The following is a 13628-nucleotide window of genomic DNA, read 5'->3' on the forward strand; positions in this document are numbered from 1 at the left end:
GGTGGGGAACCGGGTACGGTGACAAGACGGTTTTGGCCCGAAAAGCTTCGCCCCCCGTATCGCGGCCGGGGGCCGGAAGGCCGTCCCGGAGAGATAGGTCAGTCCTGGGAACGTCTCTTGGCCGTTCTCCAGGCCTGCCCCTCTCCTGGCGCTCATATGGCGGCACGGGTCACGAGGAAGGCCGCGGTGAGGAACAGGAGGGCTGCATAGGGTAGCGTTGGAGGGGTTGCTTTCCCGGGTCGCGGAAGGCCGCCCTTTCTATTCGCCTTACGGCCCGACAACAGGTAGAACAGAGCCATCCCTCCTCCCGCGCAGGCTCCCCAGAAAAAGGAGGCCAAGAGAAGTGAGGGACCGGTAAAGAGCCCGATGACCGCCAGCGATTTGACATCTCCGCCTCCCACGCCCCCCAGAAGGAAGAAGGGGAACAACAGGGCCGCGCCGAGGAGGAGACCATAGACCCCCCGGAGGAGGCCGGAGGTTCCTCCCCAGGCCGCGACGGCCACCCCGCAGAACGCACCCGCCAGGATGAGGAGGTTGGGTACCTTCCTCCAGCGGAAGTCAAAATAGGAAGCGGAGAGAGCCAGTATCCAGAGGAGAAGGGCCTTCACCGGTCCCGTTCCCATTTTCCGACCCCCTTGGTCGGACCTGTGCCAACAACAGGTTTGTCCCAGCGGAGGGGCAGGATTTCAGCCCAAGGCGCCCATAAGCTGGTGGAATATCTTATTGAAGAAGCTCTTGATGACGTCCGTGCCGCCGGCCCAGGCTATCAGCGCGCCGGCTATGGCCGCCGCCCCCAGTATGACCAGGGCGTATTCCGCTGTGGCCTGGGCGGACTCATCCGTCAGCAGTTCCATTGGATGGCGCAATATCTTCACCCCCTTGTCACTACGGAGAGGGTTTCCCGGCATTCACATGCAGCGGATACCGGGTAACCTCCCGCCGTTCGTGCACGGCGGTCCCCTCTTTTCCGGCTCCAACGGCTCCATAATCACGTTCTACGGCATCACCTCCCGTCATTTCGCGCCTCTTTGATCCACCCCCATGTGCAAGCGCTCCTGGGGCATAGGCCCTACAATTGGGCAAGAAGCATCGCCGCGCCGGCACAGGGGCCGTTACCGCCGCCCTCCCTTCAGGGCCTCAGAGGGAACGGCCGATGATCATACTTCCCACGGTCAGGAGGAGGAAGCTGGGAAGGATCATGAAGACCAGGGGGAAGAGGACCAGGACCGATACCCGCGCGGCGCGTACCCGGTTTCTCTCCCGGCGGGCGGCGCGCATCTCCGCCGCCAACCGGGCAAGGACCTCCGATACCGGAGAACCGCTCTCCTCGGCCCTCACAACGGTGCGGGCGAAGCGCCGCAGCTCCCTGGAGGGATGATCGACGACGCGACTCAGGGCCTCACACAGCCCAGCGCCCAGCTGGAGGCCCTCCACCACCTCTTCCAGTTCGCGCCGCGTCTGAGGATGTTGGACCACGGAGAGCGAGTGCTTGAGGGACCTCGGCAGGCTCTCCCCCGCATAACAAAGCACGGCCACCAGGTCCACCACCTCCGGGAGGTCCGCTCCGAGGGCCTCCAGGGCGAGGCGGCGCCTGCGCTTGAGCCATAGGGCCGGCACCCTGCTACCCGCGATGTAAGCCAGGGGCAGGATGGGTGCCCCCGTGATGCCCAGGGGAAGGAGGAGGAGACAGAAGGTCAGCCCACTGAGCCTCCTGATCCCCATGAAGCGGGGCACCGTCCAATCAAGCCCCGCCTCCCGCAGGAGGCGCTTTACCTCGCTCTCTCCCGAACCGGAAAAAAGCTTTCCCAGCCACTCGCTCAGATACCAGAATATGGTATTTAGCGATTTGCCTCTTCTCGCCCTGCGCCGGGGTATGTTCCCGGCACCCGCAAGGTTCAGTACCGCCTCACGGCGAACCCGGCTGCCCGCCATGGAGAGAAGCGTGCAGAAGACGGAAAAGCCTACCAGGAGAGAAGCGAGCAGCTCCATGCCTCAGCCCCCCTCGGTCATGCGCCTTATAACCAGGAAAGCCGCCGCATTGAGCGCCATGGCCACCAGTGCCAGAAGATTGCCCGCTGGGGTGGTCAGCATGGGTTTGAGGGAGGAAGGGTTCAACGCCGCCTGGATGGCGAGAAAGGCTAGGGGAAGGGCAGAGACCAGATAACCCGAGGCCCTGCTCTGAGAGGTCGCCATCCTCAACTCCCTGCGCGCCTCCAGCCCCTCGCTTATCCTGCCCCGCATCCTGTCCAGTACCCGGGGAAGGTCGCCGCCCCTCCCGTGGAGCAACCCCAAGACGGTCAGGGTGAGGCGAAGGGAGGGAACGGGGGAGCGTTCCGCGGCGCGGAGAAGGGATTCCTCTAGGCCGCCCCCGGTGTTTATCTCCCCGATCAGCTCGCCCAGTTCCTCGCCCAGTTCTGTCCCCACGTCCTCCATGCATACCTGCAGGGATTGCTGGAGTGAAAGGCCGGAGCGCAGCGATTGGGTGAGGGAGTCGATGAGCTCGAGGACCTGTTCCTCCTTCCTCTGGGCTTTCCTCCTTCCGCGGTATTGCCGGAGAAAGCGACGCAAGGGGGGCAGTAGGAGAGGGAGCATGCAGAGGAGCGGGTTCCTCGTGACCGCCAGGGCCACCGTACAGGCAACGAGCATGAGGAACCTCTCCTTCCCCCCGGGCTTAAGTACCCTCCGCGCGGCCTCGCGAAGTACCTCCTGGGTCGGGACCCTCCTCGGCGGGCCGAGGGCTTCGCCCAGAAGGAGAGAGGCGGCACGTTCCCGCCTCGCCAGCTGTAGGTGGGAGCGGAAGAGGATGGCGCTTGCAAGAAGGAGAAGGACGGAAGCGATTATCATATTCGACGCGGCCCGGGAACCGCCGCTCTCACCCCCTCCCTCTTCCTCGGTGTCGGGCTGGAGATGTCGGGACCGGAGAGATGGGACGGCCCCGTCTGTTTCTCCATCGCCTCAAGTGCTTCCGGCTCCAGCCTGCGCAGCCTTCCCCCTCCCCATTCCTCCCTCTCCATGACCGCTATCTCCCTGACCCGCCTGCGACCTTTACCATCCCTTTCCACATGCACAACGACGTCCACCGCCCTCTCTATCTGGCGGCGCAGTGCCTCCGCGGGAAGGCCCACTCCGGCGGTGAGGGCCATGGTCTCCAGGCGGGAGAGGGCATCCAGTGGGGAATTGGCGTGGATGGTGGTCATGGAGCCCCGGTGTCCTGTGTTCAGGGCTTGCAGCAAGTCCAGGGCTTCCGGCCCTCGGACCTCACCGATGATTATACGGTCCGGGCGCATACGCAACGCGTTGCGCAGGAGGTCGCGGAGGGTCACCTCGCCCTTCCCCTCCAGGTTGGGAGGGCGGGTCTCAAGGGGGACCACGTGAGGCTGTTGCAGCCTCAGTTCGGCGGCGTCCTCCAGGGTGATGATGCGCTCACCGGGATGGATATGCGCGGACAGCGCGTTGAGAAGAGTGGTTTTTCCGCTTCCCGCACCGCCCGTTATCACCACGTTTTTCCTCTCCCTCACCACGGCGGCCAGGAAAGCGGCTTCCTCCGCGCCGAGCATCTTCACCTCCACCAGTTCCTGAAGGGTGAAGGGCTGGGTACGGAACTTGCGGATGGTGATCGCCGGGCCCAGCAGGGAGAGGGGAGGGAGGATGACGTTGACCCGGGATCCGTCCGGAAGCCGGGCATCCACATAGGGAGAGGCCTCGTCGACGTGGAGCCCGAGGGGGCCGATTATGCGATCGATTATGCGGTAGAGCTCCTCCTCGCCCTGCAGGACCACATCGCAGGGAAGAAGGACACCGTTTTTCTCCACGTAGACCCGGTGAGGCCCGTTGACCATGACCTCCGTTATCTCCGCATCGCGCATCAGGCTCTCCAGGGGACCGAGACCCAGTATGTCATCGAGCAGTTTCTGCAGGACCTCCTGCATCTCTGCGGAGCCCAGGACGAATCCTTCCTCCCATATGACCTCCCGGGCCAGGCGGAGCAGGTCTTTCCGTTTCCGTGCGATGTCGGCTCGGAGGTCCAGGACCTTTTCCGTGCCGGAGAGGCGATCCCGAACCCTTTCCCTGATCAGGGGATAGGCGTCTGCAGGTTCCACCCGTTCACCTCCCGGCGGTAGAAGGGAGATAGGAACTCTTTTTCTTTCCCGTGCCTGGGAAGAGGCGAAGGCGCTGTTCCCCCACCGGATAGGGTTCCGTCTCCCCGATGAGCCATCCGGCAAGCCGAGATACCGCCTTGCCCAGGGATGAATCGGGCCGAGGGAGCCGCCCGAGCTCGGCGAAGTCCAGCCCGGAACGCTGGTCGTCGGGGACCGTACAGGTGTTCTCTATACCGATGGCCCGTGAGATCTCGTGGGGTTGCAGGGTGGAGCTGTTTCCGTGTCGGTTGATTATCAGGCGGAGGACGCGGGGGTCGATCCCGAAACCCCGCACTGTCGAGCTCAGGACGCGTGCGGAACGCGCGGACAAGGCGTCGGACATGGTGACCACGGACAGAGCGCGGCAGGGGAGGAGAAGAGGGAGGAACTCCTCCGCAAGGTGGCCGGGCAGATCCACCACCACGGTGTCGAAGAGAAAGGCGAGGTTGCGAAAGAAGAAGGAGGGGAGACGGGAAGCCCGTCGCGCCTCTTTCCCGCGCTGGTGCCCGAAAGGGAGGAGGTAAAAACCAGCGGGATGGCGGTACAGGGATACGCGGGCCATCTCCCAGGAGATGTCCTCCGCCAGGGGCAGCAGGTCGAGAAGAGACTTTCCCGTACCTTCCGGCTTAAACATGGAGAGCTGGGAGCGTTCCCGGTCCAGATCCACCAGGAGCACACGCCTCTCCCGCACGGCAAAGGAGGCGGCCAGGGAGGATGCCAGCAAGCTGTTTCCCACCCCTCCTTTGCCGCCGGCGAGTATGACGAGGCCGGGAGCCGATGGTTTCTTTCCGGGATTCCCGAACGGTTCTCGAAACGCGGTCCCGCGGAGCAACTCCGCTTTTTCCCTGAGCCTTATATAGAGGTCTTCCGGGTCTGCCTTCGCGGGGTCGATGGTTCCGCAGAAAGCGAAAGGTCCCCGGAATAAATTCGAAAGCCCCTCGTATCCCGTCCAGGGTTCCGTTCCCGTAACCAGGAAAGCGGGGATGAGGCCCAGCCGGTCCTGGTCATGGAATCCCGGTGCCTCATCCTCCAGGTCCAGGAGAAGCTGGGTGGAGATCAGCAGCATATCCGGACGGAAGCGGTGGAGCAGCCTCCAGAGGTCTTCCAGGGTACGCGCCACCCCGCACGTTTCCAGAAGGGGGTGTGCGTCCACCGCCTCGGCCAGGCTTGAGACGTCCCCGCTGGGGAGCGCCAGGGCTACGCTGATGGTCTCCATAGGTTCCTCCAAAAGTTATAACAGTTATATAACTAATATAAATTTATCATAATGTCAATATCTGCTCCCTGGACGGATACCGGACCAGGGAGGCCCGGAAAACGGTCATCTCTCCGGCATCGCGGCATACGGGCGCTTGTTTCGAGGATGCCGGGAGCACATGAGGAGGGAGCCCGGTTTGATGCGGCAGGGGGCTTGTGTTAAAAAGGGCGTGACGGGTTCGCCGGTGCCTGTTCCCGTGCATCTTCCGGAGAGGGATTGACGGGCATCGAGACCGAGGCCTGTGGTTGCGACGCAGCGAGATGGCGAGGCGGGTATGTTAGCCGGCATAGGAGAAACACCGAGAAAAAGATGGCTCTCCGGTGCGTTGCTTCTCCTGGCGGCAGTACTTGCCGTTTCCTCCGCTTTCTATATAAGGCGTACCGCAGAGGGGATAAGACTCGGAAAGGCAGACATGGCCATGCCCGGAGTGGGCCCCTCTCATGCCTCCTATCTTCCTGCCGGACCCCGAGGAAACCTGGGCGAGATGTGGGGCACCCGGATGGAGTCGGAGATCGTCGGCCCGTGTGCGATCGCGGGCGATAGGGTATTCACGGCCTGCCGGAGCGGGTTTTTATACTGCCTGGATCTGGGAAGTGGGCGTCCGCTGTGGCGGTACGACACCGGAGGAGAGATCACCTCCATGCCCTCGCTGTCCGAGGACGGCGTGCTGGTCTCCACGGGGGACGGCCGCGTGGTCTGCGTGGATGCGGAGGGGAGGTTTCGCTGGGAGGCCGAGGCCGGGGGTTCGGTGCCCTCCTCACCGTTGCCCGCGGGGAAGGTTGTCTATTTCGCTTCCCGCGACGGCTTCCTGTATTGTGTGAACGCGGATGACGGTTCGGAGAAGTGGAGCTTTCGAGCGGACGCTCCTCTGGAGGTCTCCCCCTGCCTCTACGAGGGTCAGGTACTGTGCGCATCCTACGAGGGGACCCTCTTCGCCCTGGATGCCCATGACGGCCGCCTGTTGTGGTCGTCCCGCCTCCAGGGAGTCCCGGTTTCCTTCCCGGTAGCCGACGAGGGACGCGTCTTCGTGGCCACCGACGTGGAGTTGCGCTGCATGGATGTTCAGAGCGGCAAGACCCTTTGGTCCTGCGCCCTGGGCCCCACGGTCCTCTCCAGTCCAGCGGTAAGGGGCAACCAGGTTATCATACTTCAGGGCGAGGTCGAGGAGACCTCCGGAGTGCTCTCGTTGGACGCGAGGACGGGAGACCGGCTATGGCAGGCATCTACCGGTATCCCGTCCTGCAGGACGAACATCCTGGTCACCAACCAGGATGTATACCTGGCCAGCCCCGCTCAGGTGCTGGCTCTGGAGTGCGAGACCGGTTCACCCACCCTGAAGGTGAACGTGGAGGGCGTGTTGCCGGCGACGCTCACGGTCACCGAGGACCGCGTCCTGGTGGGGACCGCCAGGCGCAAGGTGTTTTGTCTGGGAGAGTAGAAAATAGATTATGCGAAAGCGGGTCACGGTTTCACCGTCCGCTCGTGGTCAGGAACGTTCTGGGAGTCGGAACGGGACCATCGGGAACATAAAAGGGATGCGGGATGTTTATGGGATGCGGGGCGCTTATATAATATGTCCTCGATGTCGAAACTTGTGATATGTCCGCAAGGCCAAAACCGGAAAAAGCTAGTTCGAACTCAAGAGCGACGGGTAACGAGAAAGGGTGATGAGATTGAAGCGCATCCTATCTGGCGGGACGGGCCGCTGGCTTCCGGCAGTCTCTCTGACCGTGCTCCTATGTTTCCTGTTGGTCGTCTTTCCCGGCTGCGGAAAGGGGGAACCCTCCCTGGAGGAGATCTGGGATAAGTCGGCGGAAGCCCAGGAGAACATAACCTCCCTGCACATGGAAATAGCCATATTTTACCAGAACACGAAGTTCGGCAGCGGGCAGATCCAGACCTATACCGTTGACGTGAGCGGGAACAACGTGCACCTTCAAAACTCCATCTTCGGGCATACCTTCAGTGAGGTCATCGTTGTCGGCGGCAAGCAGTACAGCCGGTCTATGGGGGAGAAGAAATGGCAGGAGCAACCGGTGAGCCTCACGGCGCAGTCGGCCACGGAGCAGATGCGTGGGCTCGCAAATCTCCCATCCGTGGCCTCGACGAAGGAGAACAAGGGCTTGGAGAAGGTGGGGGGCAAGGAGACCTACCACCTCTATTTCGGCTTGGCTCCCGGGGAGATACCCAGCCTATTTTCCAAAGTGCCGGTCTCGCAGCTCTCCGCGGCCAGCGGTGCGGACGTCGATGTATGGGTGGAAAAGGACACCTACTACCGCATAAAGTACGAAGCGGTGATCCGGAACGTGCTCATCGAGGAGAAGATCGGGTACGGGGACGTGCGCATCGTCACCAATATAACGGAGATAAACCAGCCCATAAGCATCAGCCCGCCGTCCTGATGGCAGGAAAGAAAGACCCGGGCGCCTTCCGGCGCCCGGGTTTTTAATTAGTCATGTATGGTGGGCGGGTGTTGGGCGGGCGGCATGCGGTTCCCTCCCGCTAAGGCTCCCTCCCGCTAAGGTTAAGATGCGAGCCCCTATTCGATCGATCTGGCACAGCACATCGGGTCTGGTTCACCACCCCGGGGTCGTGTCCGATTATTTTCCGCCGGCTGTCAAGCTGGCGTTGCGGCCATGTTACGTTTTTGCAAATGTTTTTCGGGAAAGGTGCATTGCCGCTAAATGTAGAAAGATTCGTTGCCGAAATATATAACGGCTGGTAACATACGTTGATTAGTTTCCGTGTCCATAGGGAGGGGATAGTCGAGGTAAGGGAACTGGGGCTCCGGCTCAATGCCCCGGGGAGGCAAAAGCAAGAGGCAAGTCAAGGGGTGCAGGTTTTGGTCGCTTTTATTTGCAGGCGTCCAGCCGGGGGGCTTGGACGGAAAATCTTATCGCCTGGTACCGCAAATGCGGTACGGCGATGTTTCCTATTCCGCATTTTTCCCCGAGTATGGAATATCACATCTTTCGTTTCTTTTTTTCGGGCTTTCGGCCGGCGAGGCCGTTGCCTTTTCCGCCATGTCACGCCTATCCAGGGAGTGGAAAACATCTTAAGGCCATGCGTATCGAGCCTGCAGCGGTAAGGTGAAGGGGGTCGGGGTCATGCTCATCAACAGGACGCTTCAGAAGGTCGTTAACCTGCTGGTAATCGTCATGCTGGTTGCCCTGCTGGTGGTGGGGGGGGTGGATGGCCTTACCCTCGCGCAGCCCCTTCGGCCCCTTGATGGGCAAGATATTCAATTCCAAGAATAACCTGGTAGGCATGTTCGAGACCCTTGACCCCAAGGAAGTTGCGCGTGCCATCAACGAGAACCCCGAGCTGGTTGCCGAGCTTCTCCCTCTCCTGCAGGCGGACATACTGGCCTCCGCGGTCAACGCGAATCCCGAGTTCATAAGCAGCCTTATCGCCTCACTTGATCCCAAGACGGCTGCGCAGATCATGAACCAGAACAGCGAGTTCGTGAGCATGGTCATCCCCTACCTCGACCCTCGTGTCATCGCGGACGTAGTGAACAACAATTACACCTTCCTGGTGGAAGTGGCTCAATATCTGGACCCCGGATCCGTGGCCTATATCATCAACAACAATCAGGAGTTCGCCATCCAGTTGGTGGGGTCCCTCGATCCCCAGGTAATTTCCCAGGTGATAAACAACAACAGCACCTTCATAACCCAAGTGGCGGGGCTCATCAACGCCGAGGTCCTGGCCAGGGCCATCAATGAGAATCCGAACATGGCGGTAGAAACGGTGAGCCTCATCGACCCGAGGGTGGCGGCCCTGGTGGTCAACTCCAACGGGAGATTCCTGACCTCGGTTCTGGCCCTGTTGAACCCAAGGGTCCTGGCGGGTGTGGTGAACGCCAATGGCCCCTTCCTTGTGCAGCTGCTGGGATATTTGGACCCGGACGTCATAGCCGATGCCCTGAACAACAACGAGCAGCTGGTGAACGACGTGGTCGCTCTTCTGAAGCCGGATTTCATCGCTTCCATCATCAACAATCAGTCCTTCGTCACCCGTTTGATAGGTTACCTGAACCCGGCCTCCATAGCGGGCTCTATAAACGCCAACGGGGGCTTCGTGAGCGCCCTTATGGGATTCCTCGATCCCGCGATGGTGGCGGGTGCGGTCTCGAACAACGCTGCCTGGCTGGATGAACTCATCGGATATCTGGACGGCGCGCAGTTGGGCCACATCCTGGACAACAACGCCGCTTTTATGACCGATTTCGTGGGCTCCCTCTCACCGACCACCATAGCGGAGGTCATTAACGGCAACGCGCCCTGGGCGGTGAGTTTGATATCCCAGCTGGACACCGGGGTCATAGCTTCCATCGCCAACGACCCGGCCACGGTGGCCTTCATAAACGCCCTCCTCCCCCAGCTCGACGCCGCCACCCTGGCGGGGATCGTGAACAACAACGGCTCCTGGATCGGGGATTTGGTCTCCCACCTCTCCACGGGCATGGTGGTGGACCTTCTGAACAGCCTGGACCCCTCCTGGACGGCCCAGCTCTTCACCGACCTCAACAACCCCACGAGCCTGGGGGTCATCGCCTCCATCGCCAACGACCCGGCCACGGTGGCCTTCATAAACGCCCTCCTCCCCCAGCTCGACGCCGCCACCCTGGCGGGGATCGTGAACAACAACGGCTCCTGGATCGGGGATTTGGTCTCCCACCTCTCCACGGGCATGGTGGTGGACCTTCTGAACAGCCTGGACCCCTCCTGGACGGCCCAGCTCTTCACCGACCTCAACAACCCCACGAGCCTGGGGGTCATCGCCTCCATCGCCAACGACCCGGCGACCATCGCCTTTTTGAACAGCCTCCTCCCCCAGCTCGACGCCTCCGGCATCGCCTCCATCCTCAACGCCAACTGGGACTGGATGGGGGACGTGGTCTCGGGCATCGCCCCCTCCACGGTGAACAGCCTGCTCACCGACCTCGGCCCCTGGATGCTCGGGGTGCTCATGCCCAACCTGGATGAGGGCATCGTGGCCACCCTCGTGAACCATCCCAACACCATAGACTTCATCAACCGCCTGCTGCCCAATCTCGACGCCACGGCGCTCGCGGGGATCGTCAACGGCAACGGGGCCTTCGTGGCCGACCTCCTCTCCGGGGTCACCCCGGCCACGGTGAACACCCTCATCTCCGACCTCGCCCCCTGGCTCACGGGGACCCTCCTTCCCGCCCTGGACGTCTCGGCCATAGCCTCCATCGCCAACGACCCGGCGACCATCGCCTTTTTGAACAGCCTCCTCCCCCAGCTCGACGCCTCCGGCATCGCCTCCATCCTCAACGCCAACTGGGACTGGATGGGGGACGTGGTCTCGGGAATCGCCCCCTCCACGGTGAACAGCCTGCTCACCGACCTCGGCCCCTGGATGCTCGGGGTGCTCATGCCCAACCTGGATGAGGGCATCGTGGCCACCCTCGTGAACCATCCCAACACCATAGACTTCATCAACCGCCTGCTGCCCAATCTCGACGCCACGGCGCTCGCGGGGATCGTCAACGGCAACGGGGCCTTCGTGGCCGACCTCCTCTCCGGGGTCACCCCGGCCACGGTGAACACCCTCATCTCCGACCTCGCCCCCTGGCTCACGGGGACCCTCCTTCCCGCCCTGGACGTCTCGGCCATAGCCTCCATCGCCAACGACCCGGCGACCATCGCCTTTTTGAACAGCCTCCTCCCCCAGCTCGACGCCTCCGGCATCGCCTCCATCCTCAACGCCAACTGGGACTGGATGGGGGACGTGGTCTCGGGAATCGCCCCCTCCACGGTGAACAGCCTGCTCACCGACCTCGGCCCCTGGATGCTCGGGGTGCTCATGCCCAACCTGGATGAGGGCATCGTGGCCACCCTCGTGAACCATCCCAACACCATAGACTTCATCAACCGCCTGCTGCCCAATCTGAATCCTGCTTCACTTGCGGGTATAGTGAACAACAATGGAGCATGGGTGGGCGACCTCATCTCCAACCTCTCCACGGCCATGGTCGTGGACATCGTGAACAACCTGGATCCCGCCTGGACGGCCCAGCTCTTCACCGACCTCAACAACGCCACCACCCTGACCGTCCTGGGCAACATCGCCAACTCGCCCGAGTTCACCGCCTTCGTGGACGCCCTCATCGGCTACCTGGACCCGGCCATCCTCGCCGGCATCCTCAACTCCAACGGGGCCTTCGTGGGCGACCTCATCTCCAACCTCTCCACGGCCATGGTCGTGGACATCGTGAACAACCTGGATCCCGCCTGGACGGCCCAGCTCTTCACCGACCTCAACAACGCCACCACCCTGACCGTCCTGGGCAACATCGCCAACTCGCCCGAGTTCACCGCCTTCGTGGACGCCCTCATCGGCTACCTGGACCCGGCCATCCTCGCCGGCATCCTCAACTCCAACGGGGCCTTCGTGGGCGACCTCATCTCCAACCTCTCCACGGCCATGGTCGTGGACATCGTGAACAACCTGGATCCCGCCTGGTGGGCTCAATTAATGAACGATCTGAGGACTGGGGCTCTCGGTTCCATCGCCACCTTGGTCAACGACCCGGCAACGGTGGCCTTCCTCAACAGCCTCCTGCCCCAGCTCAACGCGGCCAACATAGCCTCCATCGTGAACAACAACGTGAGCTGGCTGAACTCCGTGGTGACCAACGTGACCCCGGCGACGGTGAACAGCATGGTGAGCGGGCTCTCCACCTGGATAACCAACACGCTCATTCCCGGGCTGGATACCGCTGCCATCGCCGGGATAGCCAACCATCCCAACACGGTGGCCTTCCTCAACAGCCTCCTGCCCCAGCTCAACGCGGCCAACATAGCCTCCATCGTGAACAACAACGTGAGCTGGCTGAACTCCGTGGTGACCAACGTGACCCCGGCGACGGTGAACAGCATGGTGAGCGGGCTCTCCACCTGGATAACCAACACGCTCATTCCCGGTCTGGACACCGCTGCCATAGCCGGGATAGCCAACGCCGACAGCACCAGGGATTTCCTGGCCGCACTACTGCCACAGATCGACGAGGCCAAGCTGGCTTACGTGGTGAACAACAACGGGACTTGGCTGTCCGACCTCATCTCCAACCTGGACGCCTCGGTCATCGCCGCAGCCGTCAACGCCAACGAGGCCTTCGTCACCGCGCTGGTTCAGAACCTGGACACCACCGTGCTCGCAAACGTCATCAACGCCAGCGGGACCTTCCTCAGCCAGCTCCTCGGCAAACTCGATCCCAACGTGCTGGCCAACGCCATCAACGCCAATGGCACCTTCCTGACCAACCTGCTCGGCGCCCTCAACCCCAGCGTGGTGGCCGCGGCCATCAACGGCAACCAGACCTTCGTGAACAACCTGCTGGGAGCCCTCGACCCGCAGGTCCTGGCCAACGCGGTCAACGCCAACCAGACCTTCGTCACCAACCTGATAGGGTATCTTAACCCGGCGGTCATAGCCGGCGCGGTCAACGCCAACCAGACCTTTGTCACCGGGATGGTCACCAACCTTTCTCCGACGGTCCTGGCCACAGCCATCAACGCCAACGAGACTTTCATGAGCAGCCTGATAACCGGGTTGGACACCACCGTGTTGGCCAACGTGCTCAACTCCAACTCGGTGCGGGACTGGCTGGCGACCCTGGTCTCCAAGCTGAACGCCACACAGGTGGCCTATATCGTCAACAACAACCAGACCTTCCTGACCAACCTGCTCGGGGCGCTCAACCCCTCGGTACTTGCGGCGGCCATCAACGCCAACGGGGCCTTCCTGAACAACCTGATCGCCAACCTCAACCCCTCGGTGGTCGCCGCGGCCATCAACACGAACCAGACTTTCCTGACCCAGCTTATCTCCAACCTGAACGCCGGCGTTCTCGCGGGAGCCATCAATGCCAACGGGACCTTCCTGCAGAACCTGCTGGGCGCCCTGGACACCAACGTCATCGCCGGCGCGCTGGCCTCCACCAATGGCCAGACCTTCCTCACCAACCTGATCATCAACCTCTCAGGGGCCCGAGCCCAGGCTCTGGTCAATGCCCTAAACGCAACCGGCGTCGATTATCATAACGATGATGCACCTATCACCTTCTTCGACCAGTTCGTCCTGATGCTCCACTCCAACCTGAACATCTTGGGTCTCGGGCACCATATCGAGGGTAAGCTCGAAGGGTTCATCTACGATGCCAATGGGGGAGACTGGTAGTCGTACGGTGTGTGAGA

At 62.1% G+C, this 13628-nt stretch carries 9 protein-coding genes; 3 read left to right on the forward strand and 6 right to left on the reverse strand.

What is annotated here, in order from left to right:
* Positions 1-152: 152 nt before the first annotated feature.
* The 6 genes from H7007_RS01285 to H7007_RS01310 form a co-directional block, all read right to left on the reverse strand.
* Entirely contained in the window at positions 153-623 is a 471-nt protein-coding gene (locus H7007_RS01285) for a prepilin peptidase (RefSeq protein WP_287152676.1), read from the reverse strand.
* A 63-nt stretch (positions 624-686) separates the two neighbouring features.
* On the reverse strand, positions 687-875 hold the full coding sequence (locus H7007_RS01290; protein ID WP_287152677.1) for a DUF4244 domain-containing protein: 189 nt from the start codon (positions 873-875) through the stop codon (positions 687-689).
* Between the two features lie 262 nt (positions 876-1137).
* The gene (locus H7007_RS01295) at positions 1138-1989 is read right to left on the reverse strand and encodes a type II secretion system F family protein (RefSeq protein ID WP_287152678.1); all 852 of its coding nucleotides are present in this window, start codon (positions 1987-1989) and stop codon (positions 1138-1140) included.
* A gap of 3 nt (positions 1990-1992) precedes the next feature.
* Entirely contained in the window at positions 1993-2646 is a 654-nt protein-coding gene (locus H7007_RS01300; protein ID WP_287152679.1) for a type II secretion system F family protein, read from the reverse strand.
* A gap of 194 nt (positions 2647-2840) precedes the next feature.
* A complete protein-coding gene (locus H7007_RS01305) occupies positions 2841-4100 on the reverse strand; it encodes a TadA family conjugal transfer-associated ATPase (RefSeq protein ID WP_287152680.1) in 1260 nt (419 codons plus the stop codon).
* A gap of 4 nt (positions 4101-4104) precedes the next feature.
* Complete coding sequence (locus tag H7007_RS01310) at positions 4105-5355, reverse strand: nucleotide-binding protein (protein WP_287152681.1); 1251 nt, start codon at positions 5353-5355, stop codon at positions 4105-4107.
* A gap of 526 nt (positions 5356-5881) precedes the next feature.
* On the opposite strand from H7007_RS01310, the gene H7007_RS01315 reads away from it, so the two are divergent.
* The 3 genes from H7007_RS01315 to H7007_RS01325 all read left to right on the forward strand — a co-directional run bounded on the left by H7007_RS01315 (position 5882) and on the right by H7007_RS01325 (position 13611).
* Positions 5882-6835, forward strand: coding sequence for a PQQ-binding-like beta-propeller repeat protein (locus H7007_RS01315; protein ID WP_287152682.1), 954 nt, complete (start codon positions 5882-5884; stop codon positions 6833-6835).
* Between the two features lie 229 nt (positions 6836-7064).
* The gene (locus H7007_RS01320) at positions 7065-7799 is read left to right on the forward strand and encodes a LolA-like protein (protein WP_287152683.1); all 735 of its coding nucleotides are present in this window, start codon (positions 7065-7067) and stop codon (positions 7797-7799) included.
* Between the two features lie 790 nt (positions 7800-8589).
* The gene (locus H7007_RS01325; protein WP_287152684.1) at positions 8590-13611 is read left to right on the forward strand and encodes a beta strand repeat-containing protein; all 5022 of its coding nucleotides are present in this window, start codon (positions 8590-8592) and stop codon (positions 13609-13611) included.
* The last annotated feature ends 17 nt before the right edge of the window (positions 13612-13628 follow it).

It is taken from the genome of Candidatus Solincola tengchongensis, assembly GCF_015711935.1.
Taxonomy (GTDB): domain Bacteria; phylum Actinomycetota; class Geothermincolia; order Geothermincolales; family RBG-13-55-18; genus Solincola_A; species Solincola_A tengchongensis.

Excerpts from the sequence above, each read along its gene's own strand:
- H7007_RS01315 (WP_287152682.1), top strand. The coding sequence starts at position 5,882 with ATGTGGGGCACCCGGATGGAGTCGGAGATCGTCGGCCCGTGTGCGATC.
- H7007_RS01295 (WP_287152678.1), bottom strand. The coding sequence starts at position 1,989 with ATGGAGCTGCTCGCTTCTCTCCTGGTAGGCTTTTCCGTCTTCTGCACG.
- H7007_RS01325 (WP_287152684.1), top strand. The coding sequence starts at position 8,590 with ATGGCCTTACCCTCGCGCAGCCCCTTCGGCCCCTTGATGGGCAAGATA.
- H7007_RS01285 (WP_287152676.1), bottom strand. The coding sequence starts at position 623 with ATGGGAACGGGACCGGTGAAGGCCCTTCTCCTCTGGATACTGGCTCTC.
- H7007_RS01320 (WP_287152683.1), top strand. The coding sequence starts at position 7,065 with ATGAGATTGAAGCGCATCCTATCTGGCGGGACGGGCCGCTGGCTTCCG.
- H7007_RS01310 (WP_287152681.1), bottom strand. The coding sequence starts at position 5,355 with ATGGAGACCATCAGCGTAGCCCTGGCGCTCCCCAGCGGGGACGTCTCA.
- H7007_RS01300 (WP_287152679.1), bottom strand. The coding sequence starts at position 2,646 with ATGCTCGTTGCCTGTACGGTGGCCCTGGCGGTCACGAGGAACCCGCTC.